General features: G+C 68.2%; 15 protein-coding genes. 8 read left to right on the top strand and 7 right to left on the bottom strand.

What is annotated here, in order from left to right; genetic code table 11:
* Positions 1–52 precede the first annotated feature (52 nt).
* On the bottom strand, positions 53–3,499 hold the full coding sequence (locus tag WBK31_RS10595) for a DNRLRE domain-containing protein (protein ID WP_406674725.1): 3,447 nt from the start codon (positions 3,497–3,499) through the stop codon (positions 53–55).
* Between the two features lie 135 nt (positions 3,500–3,634).
* On the opposite strand from WBK31_RS10595, the gene WBK31_RS10590 reads away from it, so the two are divergent.
* Complete coding sequence (locus tag WBK31_RS10590) at positions 3,635–4,918, top strand: IS701 family transposase (protein ID WP_364070937.1); 1,284 nt, start codon at positions 3,635–3,637, stop codon at positions 4,916–4,918.
* Here WBK31_RS10590 and WBK31_RS10585 read toward each other — a convergent pair.
* Together WBK31_RS10585 and WBK31_RS10580 are read right to left on the bottom strand one after the other, a co-directional pair.
* Positions 4,897–7,191 (bottom strand): DNRLRE domain-containing protein, encoded by a 2,295-nt coding sequence (locus tag WBK31_RS10585; protein ID WP_406674724.1) that lies wholly within the window; start codon positions 7,189–7,191, stop codon positions 4,897–4,899. The genes WBK31_RS10590 and WBK31_RS10585 overlap by 22 nt on opposite strands.
* Positions 7,192–7,995: 804 nt before the next feature.
* Positions 7,996–8,478, bottom strand: a complete 483-nt coding sequence (locus WBK31_RS10580) for a DUF2000 domain-containing protein (RefSeq protein WP_364064782.1) — start codon at positions 8,476–8,478, stop codon at positions 7,996–7,998.
* A 361-nt stretch (positions 8,479–8,839) separates the two neighbouring features.
* Here WBK31_RS10580 and WBK31_RS10575 point away from each other — a divergent pair, with 361 nt between their 5' ends.
* The 3 genes from WBK31_RS10575 to WBK31_RS10565 all read left to right on the top strand — a co-directional run bounded on the left by WBK31_RS10575 (position 8,840) and on the right by WBK31_RS10565 (position 12,390).
* The gene (locus WBK31_RS10575) at positions 8,840–10,189 is read left to right on the top strand and encodes a TrkH family potassium uptake protein (protein WP_406674723.1); all 1,350 of its coding nucleotides are present in this window, start codon (positions 8,840–8,842) and stop codon (positions 10,187–10,189) included.
* 63 nt (positions 10,190–10,252) lie between these two features.
* Positions 10,253–10,699: a DUF4383 domain-containing protein gene (locus tag WBK31_RS10570; RefSeq protein WP_406674722.1), complete on the top strand. Its 447-nt coding sequence runs from the start codon at positions 10,253–10,255 to the stop codon at positions 10,697–10,699.
* A 65-nt stretch (positions 10,700–10,764) separates the two neighbouring features.
* Positions 10,765–12,390, top strand: coding sequence for a RecQ family ATP-dependent DNA helicase (locus WBK31_RS10565; protein WP_364064790.1), 1,626 nt, complete (start codon positions 10,765–10,767; stop codon positions 12,388–12,390).
* 41 nt (positions 12,391–12,431) lie between these two features.
* On the opposite strand, the gene WBK31_RS10560 is transcribed toward WBK31_RS10565, so the two are convergent.
* Both WBK31_RS10560 and WBK31_RS10555 read right to left on the bottom strand, forming a co-directional pair.
* Positions 12,432–12,977 carry a DUF6789 family protein gene (locus WBK31_RS10560; protein WP_364064792.1) on the bottom strand — a complete coding sequence of 182 codons (546 nt, stop codon included), beginning with the start codon at positions 12,975–12,977 and terminating at the stop codon, positions 12,432–12,434.
* A gap of 69 nt (positions 12,978–13,046) precedes the next feature.
* On the bottom strand, positions 13,047–13,412 hold the full coding sequence (locus tag WBK31_RS10555; protein ID WP_364064794.1) for a hypothetical protein: 366 nt from the start codon (positions 13,410–13,412) through the stop codon (positions 13,047–13,049).
* 234 nt (positions 13,413–13,646) lie between these two features.
* Here WBK31_RS10555 and WBK31_RS10550 point away from each other — a divergent pair, with 234 nt between their 5' ends.
* Complete coding sequence (locus tag WBK31_RS10550; protein WP_364064797.1) at positions 13,647–14,084, top strand: ester cyclase; 438 nt, start codon at positions 13,647–13,649, stop codon at positions 14,082–14,084.
* A 7-nt stretch (positions 14,085–14,091) separates the two neighbouring features.
* On the opposite strand, the gene WBK31_RS10545 is transcribed toward WBK31_RS10550, so the two are convergent.
* Positions 14,092–14,934: a helix-turn-helix transcriptional regulator gene (locus WBK31_RS10545; protein WP_364064799.1), complete on the bottom strand. Its 843-nt coding sequence runs from the start codon at positions 14,932–14,934 to the stop codon at positions 14,092–14,094.
* 100 nt (positions 14,935–15,034) lie between these two features.
* On the opposite strand from WBK31_RS10545, the gene WBK31_RS10540 reads away from it, so the two are divergent.
* Positions 15,035–15,805, top strand: a complete 771-nt coding sequence (locus WBK31_RS10540; RefSeq protein WP_406674721.1) for an SDR family oxidoreductase — start codon at positions 15,035–15,037, stop codon at positions 15,803–15,805.
* A 49-nt stretch (positions 15,806–15,854) separates the two neighbouring features.
* On the opposite strand, the gene WBK31_RS10535 is transcribed toward WBK31_RS10540, so the two are convergent.
* The gene (locus WBK31_RS10535; RefSeq protein WP_364064804.1) at positions 15,855–17,057 is read right to left on the bottom strand and encodes a hypothetical protein; all 1,203 of its coding nucleotides are present in this window, start codon (positions 17,055–17,057) and stop codon (positions 15,855–15,857) included.
* Between the two features lie 232 nt (positions 17,058–17,289).
* Here WBK31_RS10535 and WBK31_RS10530 point away from each other — a divergent pair, with 232 nt between their 5' ends.
* Both WBK31_RS10530 and WBK31_RS10525 read left to right on the top strand, forming a co-directional pair.
* Positions 17,290–18,120, top strand: a complete 831-nt coding sequence (locus WBK31_RS10530; protein WP_406674720.1) for a carotenoid biosynthesis protein — start codon at positions 17,290–17,292, stop codon at positions 18,118–18,120.
* Positions 18,108–19,565 carry a phytoene desaturase family protein gene (locus tag WBK31_RS10525; RefSeq protein ID WP_406674719.1) on the top strand — a complete coding sequence of 486 codons (1,458 nt, stop codon included), beginning with the start codon at positions 18,108–18,110 and terminating at the stop codon, positions 19,563–19,565. Before WBK31_RS10530 ends, WBK31_RS10525 begins: the two co-directional genes overlap by 13 nt.
* The last annotated feature ends 28 nt before the right edge of the window (positions 19,566–19,593 follow it).

The following is a 19,593-nucleotide window of genomic DNA, read 5'->3' as shown; positions in this document are numbered from 1 at the left end:
CCGCCCGCCGCACAAGATGTGCTCAGCGGACGGACTCCAGCACAGCCGATGATCAGTTGACGTTCACCAGCTTGTCGTTCGAATCATATAGCCGAATGAAGAAATCGTCTTCATCCAGGATGCGATCGACCATGTAGAAGCGGCCGAGGCCGCCGGTGTCCCAGTTTGCCCCCCAGGCTTGATTTTCTTGGGCAGGGATCAGGTCCACCGTGATGTTGGCCCGCTTGGGATATGTGCAGCAGGGGTCGTCAGGAGGCGTTTTCTGCCACACCGCCCATGATCCTTCGTATGTGCTGGCGAAGGGGAACTCGTCGCACTGTTGGACCGCCGGGTCCCAAGGCACGGGATCTCTCCCCTGCCACCAGGGATGCCATCTGTAGCCGCATATCCGCTGCGATCGCCATCTATTTCGATCTATGCGATTTTCATCCCAGTAGAGACGGTGAATGGTGTTGGTTTTCGAGAACCCAGGGAAGAGCTTGGGAGTCCCTAACGGAACCCTCGTCTTGGGAGGCCAGATCCTCTCATCCGTCGTGTTCGTCTCCGGAACGGTGGTGTCCGGCGCCAAGAACGCCTTGGAAATGTGAGCGTATGCGTTCGGGAACTGCTTCTGCCGGAGCTTGATGGACGGTACGAGGTGAGCAAAAATACACCCCGACCGGTACCAGGTGATATATTCCGCAGAATCGCAGCGGATGACCTGCTGTGCCGTTTTGTTGTTGTACCGGATACCGACGACGCTCGGAGCCGTAAAGGTGAGCTGGGTCGTACACGTGGCGATGAGCTCCCTGTTGTTCGGCCCCGGCACCCAGCCAGACGCGGGTGACTCGACCTTGAAGGTCACCTTGCGACCAGCCCAGTACTGTGCGGGCCCAGAGAACACTGCGGGATACTGGCTGTTCACCACCTGTTTACAGGCGGCCGAACTGGGATCCCCCGTCACATTCAGCCCGACGGTGAAATTCTTGCCCATGAAGGCAGTACCCATCACCGCATCGTTGAGACGAGGCATATAGACGTCGAACTCGATCTCGCGGCTTCCTTGGAAGGTACGCCCGATCGTCACCAGTTCGGCTGCAGCAAGGTCCGTTGTTTCCCACTGCTTCCTGGCGCGATTGTACACCTCGACGGCGAGCATCGGAATCTGCTTCGTGCACCAGGAGAAGTGGTTTTTCGTGTAGCCTCGGGGATTGATGGCCGGCCTGGTCTTGCCGGCGGCCACATAGGCGCTCCGATACGCTTTCGCGTTCACGCATTCGTCGTAGCCGACGCGATCGTACACGAAGTTATTGTTGGCCGCAGCCACCGGCCGGCCGGTGGTCCGCTTTCGCGATTCTGTACCACCTTGCCCCGGACCACCTGCGAGCGCCGAGATCTCGTCTGCGTCCAGGGCCTTGCTATAAAGGCGTACCTCGTCAAGGGCTCCGCTCATATCAGTGCCGAGCGAAAGCGCCCCCTCAGCGTTCCAGGCCGGAAAGTTGATCTTTCCTGACTTTATCTCAGTTCCGTTCAGGTACAGCGTGGCGGTCCTGCTCGTCGCCTCGTATACGCCGGCCAAGTGGAACCACTCGTCGACCGGAGGCGCCACATCGGAGAACAACGTTTCCGTCGTTGCGTCCACGGCGTCAGCGCTCGTGAAGGCGAAAATGAGACCTCGCTCGGGTGCGTTACCCAGAAGGAAGGGAGCCTTATGGGTCCCCATCTGTTCGACTACCTTGTAGGCGCCTTGATCATCCGCCCAACGCAACCATGCCGCAACGGTGAAACTGCCATCCGTGCGGATAACCGGTCCGGCAGTCCGAGCCAATGGTTCCCCGCCGGGTTGTGCGGTCCGTACGGTGAACAGCTGCCAGTCTGACCAGGCGGAACTCGCGCCCTCGGCGACCGCTCTGGCCCGCCAGCGCACCTTCCAGCCATCGACCAGCTTCCCCGCCGGTACCGTTACCCGGGCCTGAGATCCAGGAAGAAGCCCGTCTACTGATGCCGCCCATATCTGGCCACTGCCCTGCTCTGTCGCTGCGGGATCATGCTCTACCTCATATTCCGCGCGGAGAGTGCCGTTGCCGGTGACTTGAGCGAGCAACGTAGGGGTGAGAGAGGTGGTCACAATCGTACCGTCCACCAGTTGGGACGGCTCGATCTGCAGAGCGGCTATCTGTGGCTCGGGGTCCTGCGATGGCGCACTCACGGTGACGGATTGCCATGCAGACCATGCCGATGTTGTTCCGGCGCTGGTGTTGGCCGCCCTGCCACGCCACCGAATCTTCCATCCTGTGGCGAGTTTGCCTGCGGGAACGGACACGGTGACCTGCCCGCCCGAAGCGACGGCTGCTGACGTTCCCGCCCAGATCTGACCGCTGCCCTGCTCTGTCGCGGAGGGGTCGTGCTCGATCTCGAATTGCCCGGTCAGTTCGCCGTCGACCGTGTCGGAAACAGTAGCGGACAACTGCGGCGTAAGCGAGGTCGTAACAGTGGTCCCAGATACGACTTCTGAGGGCGTGATCAGCAGTCCGGCGATCGCAGGCGCCGACGCGGGACCGCTGGTCGTAATGATCAGCTTGGGCGGCAGGTTGAAGTCGGTGTCTTCGGAGGACGTGAAGACTCGGTAATTGTCGATGTTCGCTTCGTTGGGCGACTTGAGCACCAAACCGTGGTTGGGTGCGCCGGCCGCCCAGTCCTGAACGATGCCGGTGACGTTCCAGTCCAAGCTGTCCGGGTAAGGGGCGCAGTCGCCGCTGACACCTTTGAAGTTGGTCGATGCGTCCTCGGTCGTGTAAGTGGGCTTGTTGTCCCAGTAGAGGTTGTCCGGAGTCCACGTGCTGGTAATCCGCGCCACTTGGATGCCATCAGCAAGGGTGGCACCGCAATCATGACTGTCGACGGTATTCATCGCCAGCGTGGCGTCGGTCACCGTGCTGCCTTGGAGACCCGTAGTGTCGAATTGCAGGTGTACGCGGGCCTTCAGCCCGCCCGTCATCGTACCGGCCAGTAGGTACTGGTTGTCAGGATACGCGGGCCAGTCTTCAGTATCGTTCGTGGTCACGTCCATGTCGGCGCTGAGAGGCACGGTGACCGCAGCGGCCACTCGTACCGGGTAGGCCGTGTCCGGCTTCGCCAGGAGCGCCTGATCAGGCTTGATGACCAGGGACGTGTGACGTTCCTCGTCGGCCAAGGCCATCTTGACTTGCCCGCGCTTGGCCCTGTTGACACCGGCATCCGTCATGATGGGCCGCGCCCATCGGGCAACCGGCTCCTTGCCCTTGCCCCTCATGAGCAAGTGCCCGCCCTCACTTTGAGAAAGAGTCAGTCCCTCGTCCTCGACGCCTATACGGAGCTCCAGCGGCTTGGACGGGCGGTGTCGCAGCACCACCTCATAACGGAATCCAGTCGGCAACGCCGTCACAACAAGATCGGCCCCGACCCCGGCAGCATCAGCATAGGTGGCAACGCTGCCCCTGACCGTGGGCTTAGTACGGCAGCCGTAGATCGTGATCTTCACGGTGTTGCCGCTGGTCGTGTGGCGTGACGCGAAGAGCCGCCGCGATCATGTCGAGTTGTGACACAAGACCAGGCCGCGGCGGCTCGTGCCGTCACCGTAGCGCATACCGAGCACGCCGCTCTACACCAGGAACTCATGGCCCGGATAGCGCCCTGCTTCCCCCGCCGTGAAAGCCGCGCCACCTGCGCACAGATGCTGGCGGGGCTGCTGATGGAACTGGAGGACAAGAACTGCTGGACCCTGGCCGAGGCGGCCGGACACCCCACCCCAGACCGACTCCAGCACTTCCTGGCCCGCGCCTCCTGGGACGAGCAGCAGGTCACCGCCCAAGCCGCCCGATGGGCGATCGAGCACCTGGACGACGGCGACCCCGACCACGCCGTACTGATCATCGACGAGACCGCCGACGCCAAGTCCTCCACCGACGCCGCCGCAGCCGCCCGCCAATACAGCGGCACCCTCGGCGGTGTCGCGTTATGCCAGGTCGCAGTCCACCTGGCGTACGCCACCCCACGCGGGCACACCATCCTCGACCGCGCCCTCTACCTGCCCGCAAGCCGCGCAGCCGACGACGAACACCGCGAGCTGGCCCACATCCCCGAACAGACCATGTTCGCCACCAAACCCCAGCTCGCCGGCGACCTGCTCCAACGCGCGCACGCGACCGGCATACGCGCCGCCTTCGTCACCGGGGACGAGGTATACGGCGGCCGTGAGCTACGCACCCTGATCCGCACCCTGCTCCTGGGCTACGTGCTGGCGGTCCGCTCCAGCACCACGATCATCACCCACGCTGGACGCACCCTCGCCGCCAAAGACGCCGCCACGCTCATCCCCGCCGGCGCATGGATGCGGCTGCGCACCGGCAGCGGCACCAAAGGCACCCGCCACTACGACTGGGCGATGCTGGCCATCCGACCCGACGACACCCCCGACGAGCACGACCCCGGACACGCCGCCCTGCTGATCCGCCGCCACCGCTACACCGGCCAGATGTCGTTCTACCGCTGCTGGAGCCCGCACCCGGTGCCGCTGGCCCGCCTGATTCACGTCGCCACGTCCAGATGGCGCATCGAAGAAGATCATCAACTTGCCAAGCAGACCTGCGGCCTGGACGCCGGACAGGTCATCCGCTGGCGCTCTTGGCACCGCTGGAGCACCATGGCCTTGCTCGCCTACGCCTTCATCGCCGTGGCCACCGCCTACCAGCGTCAACTTGACGGTCCCCTCGCCGAGCATCTCGGCCTGGTCGCCATCGCCATCCCCGAACTGCTCCGCCAACTGCGCGGCGTCGTCATCCCCGACCCACGACGGGACCCCGAGCACCGTCTGACCTGGTCCATCTGGCGGCGACGGCACCAATATCGAGCGCGCCTCTGCCACCAGCGATGGCATACCTACGCCGAGACAACACCATGATCACAACAATCTACGGCTGCCGTATTAGGCAGCGGCCTTGGCCAGCGCAGGGAGTACTGCTTTTCCTTCGCGGACATCCTCACGAACGGACGCATCCCGCCGGTTGAAATTTCCAGCTTGGTATCAGCGGCCAGGGTCTTGGGCCTGAGTGTGCCACTCTGCTCCGTCAGCGTCGTATCGATCGGCACCCACTCGTCGCCTTGACGGGTCCGCACCGGCCGAGCGGCGATCTCCGTCTTGAAGGCCTTACCATCCGGCTGAGCCATGGTGATGCTGGTTGCGGAGGTTTCGCTCACCACCTCTACCGGCTTGCCTGACCTCAGTGCAGTCAGTGACGCAACGGCCCGCGCCTGCGCACGTGAGGTGCCGGCCATCCGCGGGGCCGGGCTGTTGGACAGAGCTGTGCCGTTCTTACCCTCCGTCCACACGGCAGTGCTTCCCAGCGTTGCGTTGTGCCCTTGCCCGGAGGAATCAGCGGCAACGGTGCCCATACCCTCGTCGAAATCCCAATGCCCCTGCACGGTCTCCTCCGTGGGAATCTCCACGGGCGCGCGATCAGGATTCAGGTCGTTTGCGATCTGTTCGTCCGTGAGCCCCTCCGGTGGGGGCGGCATCGTCTCCGGATCGGACTCGGTGACGTCCTCCATGCTGCGGGCCTCAATCAGGGCCTGTTCACGCGAAACCCTAGCGGGCGGGACCCTCTCATCGGTGATCTCGTCGCCTCGGTACTCCTCCAGCAGTTCGGAGGCGACGCCATCCTCGGGAAACTCGGGCATGCCGTCGTACACGGTGGTGCGCGTCAAGGGCGGCTCGGGGAGCTCGAAGTCCACAGTGAGGATGGGTGGATGCAGCCTGCCCTTGCACTGCTCGCGCGGAGCCGTGGTGCAACCACCGGCCTCGTCGGTGCGATACCGCCGCCAGTTGGTGAGGTCCGATTCACTGCCGGCCGCCAGCTGAATGCCGTAGTTGGGCTTGCCGTCCACCCACGCCTGCACGATGTCATCGACCGAGTGGATCAAATCCCATGCATAGTTCATCGATCCGGTGCAGTCGGTGCTGTAGGCGCCGGGTTCGTTGTCTGCACCCTCATTGGTGACGGACGGCTGGCTGCTCCATGTCAGCGTCGCCTCATCCCAGTCAGAAGTGATTCGCCGTGCGGTGACACCGGAACCTACTCGGCTTCCACAGTCGTTCGACAGGTAGTTCCATAGAATCAGATCGGCGTTTTCGACCTTGCTGCCGGCGAACACGGCCGGCACGTCGGGGAAGCGTAGATAACTCCGCCAGCGCACCGTGCCGCTGTTGGACTTGCCGACAAGGATCCTATCGAGGGTGAAGTTGTTCCAGCTGTCCTGGTAGTCCTTGTCATTGACGAAAGTGTCCTGACCACCCAGGTGCCATTCGCTGGTATCCGTTTCCCACCAGTCGTCCGCGACGGCTGCCATCGTCACGGGGTACGTGACCGCCGGGTCAGCCAAGAATGTCGCATCCGGAGTGAACACCAGACTGTGGCCGTCCTCGGCGAGCGACACGGTGGCCGTGCCGATCTTCCCTGCGTCGATCGGGCCATCGGCGTCGGCGGCCTTCGCATCCTGCAGGAGCGTTGGCCGGACTTCGGTCAGTACCTTGCCGTCCTCATCCACGATGACAGGGCGTCCCGAGACGTTCTTCTTGAACGACAGACCATCCGGCAGATCCACCGGAACCCGGAAGGACACAGGGCCGACAGGGCGTTCGGCGATGGTGACTTGCTGCCGGAAACCGGTCGCGTCGGCGATCACGACCAGATCGCGGCCCTTGCCGTAAACATCAGGATATGTGGCCGTGTTTCCCTTAAGCCTCGGCTTGGGGAGCTCCAGCGGCGTCCCGATCTGCGCTGCAGCGTCCGCTGCTTGAGTCCTGAGCAGGGTCTTATCCCGACCGGCGGACAGAACCAGACCACCATGCGCAGCCTTGGGCTTGATGGCACCGTCCCTCTCGACGAGGGTGGTATCGATCGGCGTGAAGCCGGTGCCGTCGATGTTCTTGACGCGGATCGGCCGGGCGTACATCTCCATCCGGACCGTCTTGCCGTCCGGATTTGCATAAAAGGTGACGCTTTCGGAGCGCAGCGATTCAATTTCGACGCGCCGGTTGGTCTTCTTCGCTTGCGCAAGCGCTTCCCCGGTCGGAGTGCTCGGCGGCGAGAGCTCGGCCGTCGAGTTACGGGTGGGGGATGGCGTGGGGCCTTGAGCCATGGCAGGAACGCTCATCATCGAGAGCGGCAGTGCCATGACTGCGATCAGGGCAACGCGGCGACTAGTCCAGCCGGATAAGCCAGACGCTCTTCGCACTGTGGTCACCGGATCCTTTCGCACAGATTGACAGAACCGAGCGATCATGACACGTGGGCCAGATTTCAGTAAAGATTGTTTTTAGTAACGGGAAAGCTGGCTTCCGTGAGGATCGGCCATGCCGAAGCAGACGCAAGGGGCCATCGGCAGTTGTTTCTCAGATCGTGCCGGGAGCCAGATGACCGGCGCGGTCAGGGTGACGGTGCCGAGGGAGATGTAGGCGGTTTCCCGTAGCGAGCGACCGCAGCGTGAATGTTCTTCGGTCGCTGATCGCACGTGTGACGACGTTGCGTGCCGCAACGCTCGGCGTCGACCCCGTGGGCACTCCGCGTCAGCCTACTCGGCGGCGGTTGGCGCGCCGGTCACGGGGTTCGAGAATGATGCGCAGGATCTTGCGGCTGCGCGAATTGACCGGTTGGCGGAAGAGAAATGGTCCTGTCCGCGGTCATACGAACGGGCCGGACGCGGGGGCATTCACGCCCGAGCCGGGGCACCGCTCGAAAGCATGGTCACCGGAATCGGGACATATCTGGGGCGGGGTGCGCGAATGGCACTGGCCATGACGCATCCGGAGCGATCGACCTCTGTGTCACCGGGGAATGACGTCCTCCGCGGCGCCGCTCGCTATCGCACCATCGCGTATGAACCCATCGCGCACCGCCACTCCGCGTACTGCTGCATACGCCTTTCGCCAGCGGTTCAAGACGAGACGTGAACGGCACGCCTCGCCCGAAAACGTACGGCTCAGGCCAGCAGGGGGAGGCGGCCGACGATCTTGTCGATACGGTTGCGGGGGCCGACGAGGCTGACGGCGTAGTACTCGATGTCCTCCGCCTGCGTTTCCTTCACCGTGGCGAGGTAGTCGGCGTAGACGCGGGTGTGCTGGGCGGCGGCGGGCATGTCGGCGACGTAGCAGGTGTCGGAGGCGGCGGCCTTGGTTCTGATCGTGCGCAGGGTGGCGGTGTCGGCGGCCAGAACCGAGCAGCCGGCCCAGGGGAGGCCGGGGTGTGGGATGCCGCCGGCGTCCACCGCATCATCGCCCAGGAGGCCGGTGACCGCGCGGGAAGTAGCGGCGGCGACGCACACGGCGGCGTTGACGGCCCGGCCGGCGGGCAGGGAGTCGTTGACGACGATCACCCACTTCAGGCGGGCGGATCGGGTCGGGAGGGTGGGGTCGATCTCTTCCGGCGCGAAGCCGACGGCCCCCGTGGTGCTGCCGTTGGGCATGGCGATCACTTTCTGATCCGACGTACGGATTTTCCCGGTCAAGGTATTGATCCATGCGGGTTAGCGGCAAGCCCACCGTATATGTATCGGCAAAGGTCGGGTTCGGGTGGTCGGTGGCGTACTTGATAAGGCGAAATCCGGGTGGTGGCCGTCGAATGCACGGAAGGGTCCTGCGGCGACGTCACGCCCGGCCGGCGGGCGCGCCGCCGTACGCCGGGCCGGCTGCGCTAGCGTAGGGCGTTGAAGTGCCGGAACGCCTGGTCGGCGGGGAGGTCTCCGGCACGTGCGAGCCCGACGGAGGCGCCCCCATGGACGACGACCGCAACAGGCCCGGCCGTGGCTCGCGCCGGGAGGTGGCCACATGAACGGGCGGCGACCCGCGGTGCCGGGGCGCGGGCGGCATCCGGCGGTGGTGATCGCGGCCGGGTTCGGCTCGGCGGTGCTGATCGGCACGCTGCTGCTCGGCACGCCGCCGGCGACGGCGTCGGGCGAGACGAGCTGGCTCACCGCGTTCTTCACCGCCACCTCGGCCGTGTGCCTGACGGGCCTGACGGTGGTGGACACCGGGACGCACTGGTCGGTGTTCGGCGAAGTGGTGATCACCGTTCTGTTCCAGGTGGGCGGGCTGGGCATCATGACGCTCGCCACGCTGGTCATGGTGATCCTGTCGGGCCGCATCGGGTTGCGGGCGCGGCTGTCGGCGCAGCTGGAGACGAAGGCGGTGGTGGGGGCCGACCTGCGTCATGTGCTGCGCAAGGTGGTGACGTTCACGGTGGTGTGCGAGGTCGTGGTCGCCACGCTCCTCACCGTACGGTTCGCCACCGGGTACGGCGAGCCGCTCGGCAGGGCGGTCTACCTCGGCGTCTTCCACGGGGTGTCGGCCTTCAACAACGCCGGTTTCGCCCTCTGGCCGGACAACCTGATGCGCTTCGTCACCGATCCGTGGATTTCCCTGACCATCGCGGGCGCGGTGCTCGTCGGCGGCCTGGGTTATCCGGTCGTCTTCGAGCTGCTGCGCACGTGGCGGCGGCCGAGCCGCTGGTCGATGCTGACGCGGGTCACGCTCGGGGTGAGCGCGCTGCTCATCACCGGGGGCACGCTGGCGTTCCTGATGACCGAGTGGCGCAACCCGGCGACGATGGGCCCGCTCGACGAATCGGGGAAGCTGCTCGCGGCGTTCTTCGCCGCCGTGATGCCGCGTTCTGGCGGCTTCAACACGCTCGACATCAGCCAGATGTATCCGTCGTCGTGGCTGATCACCGAGATCCTGATGTTCATCGGAGGCGGCAGCGCGAGCACGGCGGGCGGCATCAAGGTCACCACGTTCGGTTTCCTGCTGTTCATCATCTGGGCCGAGCTGCGCGGCGAGAACCACGTGAACATCGGCCACCGGCGGCTGCCCTCCTCCACGCAGCGGCAGGCGGTGTCCATCACGCTGCTCGGCGTCATCCTGGTCGCGTTCGCGACCTGGCTGCTGCTCACCATCAGCGTGCACGACCTCGACCGGGTGCTGTTCGAGGCGATCTCGGCGTTCTCCACCAACGGCCTGTCGACCGGCATCACGAACGAGATCCCGGTGGCGGGGCACGTCCTGATGAGCCTGCTGATGTTCGTCGGCCGCATCGGACCGCTCACGCTGGGCTCGGCCCTTGCGCTGAAGCAGCGTCGCCGCCGCTACGAGCTGCCCGAGGAGCGGGTGATCATCGGCTGAACCCCGACGCATGCGATCGTCCCTGTGGGTAGGAGGGGGGTCCAACTACCAAGGAGGCCCCCCATGATCACTCACCGCACCACGGCGAGCCGCACTCCCGTGCAGCTCGCGGCCCTGATCACCGGCGTGGTGTTCCTGCTCGTCGGCGTGCTCGGCTTCGTTCCGGGCGTGACCACCAACTTCGACCAGCTGCAGTTCGCCGGGCACCACTCCGACGCCCTGCTGCTCGGCCTCTTCCAGGTCTCGATCCTGCACAACATCGTGCACCTGATGTTCGGCATCGCCGGCGTGCTGCTGGCGAAGACGTGGAGCGGCGCGCGGAACTTCCTGGTCGTCGGCGGCATCATCTACCTGCTGCTGTGGCTGTACGGCCTGCTCGTCGCGCAGGACAGCCCGGCCAACTTCGTTCCGCTCAACACCGCCGACAACTGGCTGCACCTGATCCTGGGCGTCGGCATGGTCGCGCTCGGCGTGCTGCTGACCAGGGGCCGGACGGGCGCCAGGCACTGAGCGGTCGCCACCGCAGAACGAGCCGGCTGCCCGGCGCGCGGCCCGGCGAACGGACGGGAGGCCCGATGGAGGACGTGGGCGCGGCGTGCGAGCGGGTGGCCCGGCAGGCGCTCGGCCTGGCCGATCTGCGGCCGGGCCAGCTCGGCGCGATGACCGCCCTGGCGCGGGGCCGGGACGTGCTGGCCGTGATGCCGACCGGTGCCGGCAAGTCCGCGATCTACCAGGTGCCCGCGCTGCTGCTGCCGGGACCCACGGTCGTGGTCTCGCCGCTCATCGCGCTGCAGCGCGACCAGGTCGAGGCGCTGCGCGCAAAGGACGAGAAGGCGGTAAGCCTCGATGCGGGCACCTCGGCGGGGCGGCGGCGCAGCGCGTTCGAGTCGCTGCGCGCCGGGCGTACGGAGTTCCTGTTCTGCGCGCCCGAACAGCTCGCCAAGCCGGACGTCGTGCGCGACCTGGCGGCGGCGGGCCCGTCGCTGCTGGTCGTGGACGAGGCCCACCTGATCTCCTCGTGGGGGCACGACTTCCGCCCCGACTACCTGCGGCTCGGCCAGGTCGCCGAGGCGCTGGGCCGCCCGGCGATCGCCGCGCTGACCGCCACCGCCGCACCGCCCGTGCGGGCGGAGATCGCCGAACGGCTCGGCCTGCGCGACCCGGTGGAGATCGTGCAGGGGTTCGACCGGCCGAACATCTCGCTCGCCGTCCGCAGGATGCTGGACGATCCCGCGTCCGAGATCGTCGCCACCGTCGCCGGGCGGCCGGGGCCGGGCATCGTCTACACGGCCGTACGCAAGCAGACCACCCGCCTGAGCGAGCTGCTCGCCGAGGCGGGGGTGCGGGCGGCGGCCTACCATGCCGGGCTGCGGCGCTCCGAGCGCGATGAGGTGCACGGCGGGTTCATGTCGGGGGATGTGGACGTGGTGGTGGCCACCAGCGCGTTCGGCATGGGGATCGACAAGCCGGACGTGCGGTTCGTCGTCCACGCCGAGGTGCCCGGCTCGCCGGACGCCTACTACCAGGAGATCGGCCGCGCGGGTCGGGACGGCGAGCCGGCCGCGGCGACGCTGTTCTACCGGCAGGAGGATCTGGGGCTGCAGCGCTACTTCACCGGGACCGTGCCGGACGCGGACGCGCTGATCCGGGTGGCGCGGGCCGTCGCGGAGCGCGGCTCCTGTGACCGGCGTACGCTGTGCGAGCGCGCCGAGGTGTCGGCGCGCCGCCTGACGACGCTGCTCGACCTGCTGGAACGGGTCGGCGCGGTACGGGTCGGCACCCGCCGGGTCGAGCCGGTGCCCGATGCGCCCGCTCCAGAGGAGGCCGCCGGGTTGTCCAGGGAGCTGGCCGAGCGGCGCCGGGACGTGGAGCGTACCCGGCTGGAGATGATGCGCCGCTACGCCGAGACCGGCGACTGCCGGCGGCGGTTCCTGCTCGGTTACTTCGGCGAGCAGGTCGCGGAGGCGTGCGGCAACTGCGACACCTGCCGGGCCGGCACCGCCGGCCGGGCAGGCCGGGAGGTGGAGAGCGGGCCGTTCCCCGCGCGCGCTCGCGTCGAGCACCGCGCCTGGGGGCCGGGCGAGGTCATCTCGCGCGGTGAGGACCGGCTGACGGTGCTGTTCGACACGGCCGGGTACCGGGAGCTGCAGCTCGACACAGTGCTCGACCAGGACCTCCTCACCGAGCCCCCGGACTCCTGACCGCTCTTTGCGGTGCGGGCCGGTTCGCGGGGAAAGGCCCGTCAGATGCGGGCGTGGGCGTGGCGGCGGTGGTACTCCGTCGTGCCGGGCTCAGGGCGGTACGCCGGTTCGCGGTGCTCGCCGCCCTCCCCCCGTGCCCGCTTCCTGTCCGCTTTCCGCGCTGTACGAGCGTTGAGCCGGTTCATGGCCTTGGTGAGGATCATGCCGTACACGATGTGCCCGGCGATCATGACGGCGGGGCGGCCGGGCAGGTCGCGGGTGGCGGCGGGCAGGATCCTGAGGCCGGGCACCCAGCCCTGGTAGCTGGCGGCCCAGATGGCCAGAGCGTAGCCGACGCCGGCGATGGAGGGCGTACGGTCGCCGCGGGCCAGCAGCCCGTACAGCGAGCCCGCGCCGACACCGAAGCCGAAGTGCGCCATGGCGCCCGCGACCCCCTCACCCGACTTGGGCCGGTGCTTGTGGCCGGGCAGCATCGCGCGGGCGATGCGTTTGGGCGGCTGGTCGGGCATGAGGCCCATCCTGCTGCCGGCCAGCATGACCCCGCTCATCGCGGCGGTGGCGACGGCGCCGCAGACGGCGCCCTTCATGAGAGCTCGCATCATGGTAGGCGGTTGCCCGCCAGATCGGGCGGGAAACGCCCGCCCGATCTGAGACGGTCAGCTCACCATCGCCAGCGCGCCCCGGTCGGCGCTGAGGTGCACGACGTTCCCTTCGACCCTGGCGACCTGGTCGGGGGTCACGTACAGGTCTCGGGAGAACCAGCCCTTGGCGTCCACCTTGACGAAGCCCGTACGCACGAGCCTGGCCGCGAGCGCGGGCGGCAGGTCGGGCTCAGGATCGGTGAAAACATCGGCAAGGATCGGCACGACGCCCGGACGCGGGCCGGACTCCTGCCCCTCCGTGGTGGCGGCCTGCGGGTCGCCCAGCTTGACGAACTCCACCGTTCCCAGCTCTTTGCCGTCGCTGTCCACGACCTTCATCCCGGACCGCACCTGGTCGATCGGCTCCTGATAGGCATGCACGGCACCGCTCCTCTCCCTCGGTTCGAGGCGGTACGCCTACCCAGAAAGCGCCGGACCAGCCCGAGACGGCGCGGCGGACCCCGCGTTTACCGGGCGCTGAGGCGCACGGCCGCCACGGATGGCGATTTTGGCGGGTGCTTGGGAGCGCCGTGCCGCAGATCGCGCCGACACTGGAGGGGGCGCACCACCGCCGGTGGCGCGCCCGGTGACAAGGCTCGGGGGTAAGCCGTGTCCATGTTCTGGGATCTCAAGCACCGGTTGAACGAGGCGGTCAACGCCCACGACCTGCCGCTCGTTCTCGACTGCTACAGCAAGGACGCCGTCTACGTCACGCCGTGCGGCGTGGCGGAGGGACTCGACCAGATCGAGTGGATGTATCAGCAGACGTTCCGCGGTTTTCCCGACTGGCACGCGACGGCCTGGTTCGAGCTGGGCGACTGCGACAACCCGGCCATCACCGAGTGGACCTACACCGGCACGAACACCGGGGTCCTGCTGCTGCCCAACGGGCGGGAGATCGCGCCGACGCGCCGCCGGATCACGGTGCGGGCGAGCTGCACCGCGTTCGTCGAGGACGGCAAGATCTGCTCGCACCGCGAGTACTACGACCAGCTCGAACTGTACTGCCAGCTCGGCTTCGGCCTGCTGGAGCGGGAGAAGATCCCCGCGTGAGCGGCGCTCAGGCCCTGGTGAACCGCTGCTGCCCGACCACGTTGAGCAGCCGCAGCTTCTCGTCGCCCTCGCTGCGCGGCGGCGCGGTGAGCACCAGCAGCGCCTGGGCCTGGTCCTCGGTGAACAGCACCTGGCAGTCCACCTCGATCTCGCCGAGCTCGGGATGGATGAGCACCTTGTGGTCCTCGAACCGCTTGGCCACCTCGTGCCGCTCCCACAGCTCGGCGAACTCGGCGCTCTCCTTCTGCAGCGCCCTGACCAGCTCGCCCGCCTGCGAGTCGGGGCCGCGTGCGCCGTGGACGGCGCGCAGGTTGGCGACCAGGGAACGGCTCTGCCGGGCGTGGTCGTACTCCGGGTAGCGCCGACGCGTGGCCGGATCGGTGAACCAGCGGTAGATCTCGTAGCGGGCCAGCCCTGTGTAGCCGGAGGCGTCGCCGAACAGCGCCTCGGCCGGCCGGTTCTGCACCAGCGTCTCCCCCAGGTCCGACAGGATGAGCGCCGGCGTGTCGCACAGGCGGTCCATCATCCGCAGCAGCGCGGGGGCGACGTGCGTCACGGCCGACAGCGTCGCGGGGGCGTTGTGGCCGGAGATCTGGAACAGGTAGCGGCGCTCGTCGTCCGTCAGCCGCAGCGCCCGAGCCAGCGAGGCGAGCATCTGCACGCTCGGCTGCGGGCCGCGCTGCTGCTCGAGCCGGGTGTAGTAGTCGGTCGACATCACCGCGAGCGAGGCCACCTCCTCGCGCCGCAGCCCAGGAGCCCGGCGGCGGGCGCCCGACGGGAGCCCCACGTCCTCGGGCTGCAGTGCTTCACGGCGGCGACGCAGGAAGTCCGCCAGAGCTGCGCGATCCATACAGCCCATTATGTGTACGGGCGATACGCCAACCAGGGATCGCCGATCCCCCGATGAACGCTCTCTGCACCCGCGCGCGCCGCTCGGCCACGCTCGAAGCATGCAGATCTCAGGGAACACCATCTTCATCCCCGGCGGCACGAGCGGCATCGGGCTCGCGCTCGCCCTGGCCCTGCGCGACAAGGGCAACACCGTGATCGTGGGCGGCCGGCGTACCGAGCTGCTTGAGCGGATCGCCGCCGAGAACCCCGGCATCGACACCGTCACCATCGACACGACCGACCCGGCGAGCATCCAGGCCGCCGCCGGGCAGGTCATCGCCCGGCATCCCGAGCTGAACGTGCTCATCGCGATGGCCGGCATCATGCGGGTCGAGGACTGGCGCAAGCCCGAGTCGTTCCTCGCCGCCGCCGAGGAGGTCGTGACGACCAACCTGCTCGGGCCGATCCGGCTCATCGCCGCGTTCATCGAGCACCTGCAGACGCGGCCGGACGCCACCATCGTCACCGTCTCGTCGGGCCTGGCGTTCACCCCGCTGAAGATCACGCCCAGCTACAACGCCTCCAAGGCGGCGATCCACATGCTCAGCGAGACGCTGCGGCTCCAGCTCGACGGCACGAGCGTGCGGGTGATGGAGCTCGTGCCGCCGTCCGTACGCACCACGCTGCTGCCCGGGCAGGAGACGAACGAGCACGCGATGCCGCTGGAGGAGTACATCGCGGAGACCATGGAGCTGCTGGAGAGCCTGCCGGACGCCAAGGAGATCCAGGTCGAACGGGTGAAGTTCCTTCGCTACAGCGAAGTCCGCGGCGAGTACGACGAGGTCGTGGCGATACTGAACAGCACGGACCCGCACGCGAGCGGCGCCTGACGCCTGAACGGCCCCAGGCACCGCCGTGGTGCGGGCCCGGGGCCGATGGTCAGCGGTTGGCGGCGAGGCTGTGGACCGGGTGCTCGCCCTCGGTCTGCAGCCGGTACTCGTGGCCCGAGGTGGCGCGGTTGTCGTCGATGACGCGCTCGGACGGCGCCTTCTCGCCGCCCATGAGGGCTTCCTGCATCTTCTCGAAGCGCTCGTGGGCGTCCTGGACGTAGCCGGTGCCCAGCGTCGTGTAGTCGATCTGGGTGGCCAGCAGCTCGCGCAGGTAGCCCTTGTTCGGCTCGAAGGTGACCGGCGCGGGCAGCGCGGGCGCGAGCACCTGCTCGGGCTCGCGGCCGTCGAAGCGCTTGAACAGCTCGGCGGCCAGGCGGAGGTGCTCGAGCTCCATGTTCAGGTGGAGCTCCCAGACGTTCTTCACCTTGGGGTCGGTCTCGGTCTCCATGAACGAGTGGTACAGGTAGCACTCGTTGTACTCGTGGTTGAGCAGCATCTCCCACCAGCTCTCGCCGGGGTCGACGAGCGACTCGTAGTGGGTGACGTGCTCTTCCTCGATGAGGCCGATCTCCTGGTAGAGCTGGCGGGCGATCGGCTCCATGTAGGTGGGGCCGACGTTCATGTAGAAGTTCATGGTCTGCTGCTCGGCCGCCATGATGGTCAGCGCGTGCAGCTTGGAGATCGGGGCTGCGCTCGACCGGTCGTACGGCTCGCGCACGTTGTCGATCGGGTTGCGGTGGTGCATGAACGTCGGGCGGCCCGGCATGACCTCGGTGAGCTGGTCGACGATCTTCTCCGCCTTGCGGTGCTCGATCATCTCGTACAGGTTCGCGTACCGGTAGAGGTGGTCGAAGTCCTCCAGCACGCCGAACTGGTACGCCTGCTGCAGGTACGGGTCCGGCTCCATGCGGGCGACCCAGGCGGTGAGGTCCACCGCGACCTGCTCGTACGCGATCGTCGTCTCCAGCACCGAGGCGAGGCCGGGCAGCAGCCAGTTGACCGCCTTCTGCTGCTGCGCCTCGATGTAGCGGACCCTGGCGAGCTGCTGCTTGATCTCGAGGTCGGGGCAGTGCCGGGCCATGTGGTGGCTGAACATGATGGCCTCGACCTCGATGCCGTTCATCGTGATGATGCGACACCGCGTGTACGGATCGGCGTGGTCGGGATCGATCGGCGTGACGTTCAGCTCCCGCCAGTTGCGCAGTTGCTTGTCCAGCGGGATGCCCCGCTCCTGGAGTGGGTTGAAGGTCATGTGCGTGCGCTCCTTCGCGCTGGTTCGAGTGAGCAAACGTGACTTGCCCGGCTACCCGAGGGCTTCCCGGCGCAACCTCTGGCCGCGCCCCGATGAACCTCCGTGTTCGGTAATGAACCCCGCTCACCAGCGAAAAAGGCGATCTTTGCCTCGTTCCAGACGATCTCTTGGCGGGCGGCCGGGCACGACCATCCCCGGACTCATGAGCGCCCACGAACAGAGAAGACGGAGTGTGAAGCGGACGCCGGGCGAACGGACGGCAGGCGCGGCCATCGGGCCGGCCCGCGCGCTCGGCGTGCTGTCGCTGCTCGCCATGACGGCGCTGCAGGTGGCATCGGGGCTGGACGCGCGGCCCGACCGGTACGTCACCGCGATCGTGGCGCTGCTCGCGGCGAGCGCGGTCGCCTTCGCCGCGGACGCCTGGGGGCCGCGCAGGGCGGCCGGCGCGTTCTGCGCGGCGGTGCTGACCGGGTACGCGGCCGAGCTGGCCGGCGTGCTGACCGGGTTCCCGTTCGGCTCCTACTCCTACACCGATGTGCTGTGGCCGCAGGTGGGCGGCGTGCCCGTGGTGGTGACGCTGGCCTGGGGCGGTATGGGGCTGGCGGCGTACGCGGTGGGCGCGGCGCTGGCGACCGGCTGGGGGCGCATATGCGCCGGCGCGGGTGCGCTGACGGCGTGGGATCTGTTCCTCGACCCGCAGATGGTCGGGCTCGGGCTGTGGGCGTGGGCGGAGGACGGCTTCTACCGGGGCATTCCGCTGAGCAACTTCGCCGGGTGGCTGGTGGTGTCGGCGCTGGTCATGCTCGTCATCGGGCGCGTCGCCCGTGGCCCCGCGCAGGCCGGCGAGCGCCTCGCCCGCAAGGCCGCCCCCGCCGGCGAGCGCTTCGCCCGTGAGCCCGCCCCGGCGAGCGGGCTGCTCGTGCTCTACACGGTCATGGCGGTGATGGAGACGGTCGCGTTCGCGGCGGTGTTCGTCCCCGCGGACCCGCTGGTGGCGGCGGCCGGCGGGCTCGCGATGGGTGGATTCGCCGCTGCGGCGTGGAGGCGATCGTGGCAGAGGTGACGGTGATCGGCGGCGGCGTGGGCGGCATGGTGTGCGCGCTGCTGCTGGCCAGGCAGGGCCACGAGGTCCGCCTGTACGAGCAGCGCGAACGGCTCGGCGGCAAGCTGGCCGAGCACCGCAGGGACGGCTTCACGTTCTCGCTCGGCCCCTCGCTGCTCACCATGCCGGGCCTCTTTCGCGACCTGGGCCTGCGCCGCGAGCTGATCGAGCCGGATCCGCTGTGCCGTTACCGCTTCGCCGACGGCAGCGTGCTCGACGCCCGGCGGGACCCGGAGCTGATGGCCGCCGCCGTCGAACGGCTGGCGCCCGGCGAGGGACGCGCCTGGCGGGCCTTCCACGAGTGGGCCAGGGGCTGCCTGCGGGCGGCCGGCCGCACCGCGTTCGCCGGGCCGCTGATCCGGCCGCCGGACGGGGCGCGGCCGTCCGATCTGCTGGCGGTGGCGCCGGGCCGCACGCTGGACGGGCTCGCCCGCCGCTTCTTCCGCGACCCGCGCCTGCGCCAGTACGTCGGCCGCTACGCCACCTACGCCGGGTCGAGCCCGTACAACGCGCCCGCCGCGCTCGGCTGCGTGCCCGCGCTGGAGCACGGGCAGGGCGTCTGGTACGCGCCGGGCGGCCTCGCCCGGCTGGCCGACGACCTGGCGCTGATGCTCAAGGCGGCGGGCGCGCAGGTGTTCCTGTCGGAGCCGGTCGCCGCCGTCGAGGCGGACCGCTCCCGTGTCACCGGGGTGCGGCTGGCGAGCGGGCGGCGGGTGCGCACGGACGTCGTAGTCGCCAATACCGACGCCGCCGCCCTGTACGGCGAGCTGCTGCCGGACCGGCGGCGGCTGCGCGGGATCGCCAGGCTCGGCCCCTCGTCGTCGGCGCTGCTGGTGCTGGCCGGCGTGGCGGGACGGACGCCGGGGCTGCCGCACCACTCGGTGCTGTTCTCCGCCTCCTATGAGCGGGAGTTCGACGACATCTTCCGCCGCCGGGTGCCGCCTCGCGACCCGACCATCTACGCCGGCTGCTCGGCGGTGGACGACGACTCGCAGGCGCCGCAGGGGGCGGAGAACTGGACGCTGCTCGTCAACGTGCCCGCCCGGGATCCGGCGCGGTGGCCGATGCGGGTGGAGGCGTACCGGGATCTGGTGCTGGAACGGCTGGCCGAGCGCGGACACGACCTGTCGGGGCGGCTGCGCTTCGCCGACGTGTTCACCCCCGCTGACCTGCGCGACCGCTACGGCGCCTGGGGCGGCGCGATCTACGGCAGCGCCCATCGGGGCCGGTTCTCGCCCTTCCTCCGCCCCGGCAACCGGGGGCCCAGGCGGGGGCTGTACCTGGTCGGCGGTTCCGTGCATCCGGGCGGCGGGCTGCCGATGGTGACGATGGGCGCGAAGATCGTGGCGGGGCTGGTGGCGCGTGACTTCCCGCACGTGGGCGATGGCCGCGGCGGCGCCCGGTGAGAACGCTCGCCGCCGCACCCGCGCTTGC

Source organism: Nonomuraea sp. N2-4H, from assembly GCF_045291505.1.
Lineage (GTDB): Bacteria > Actinomycetota > Actinomycetes > Streptosporangiales > Streptosporangiaceae > Nonomuraea > Nonomuraea fastidiosa.
This window is presented reverse-complemented; position numbering and strand designations above follow the sequence as displayed.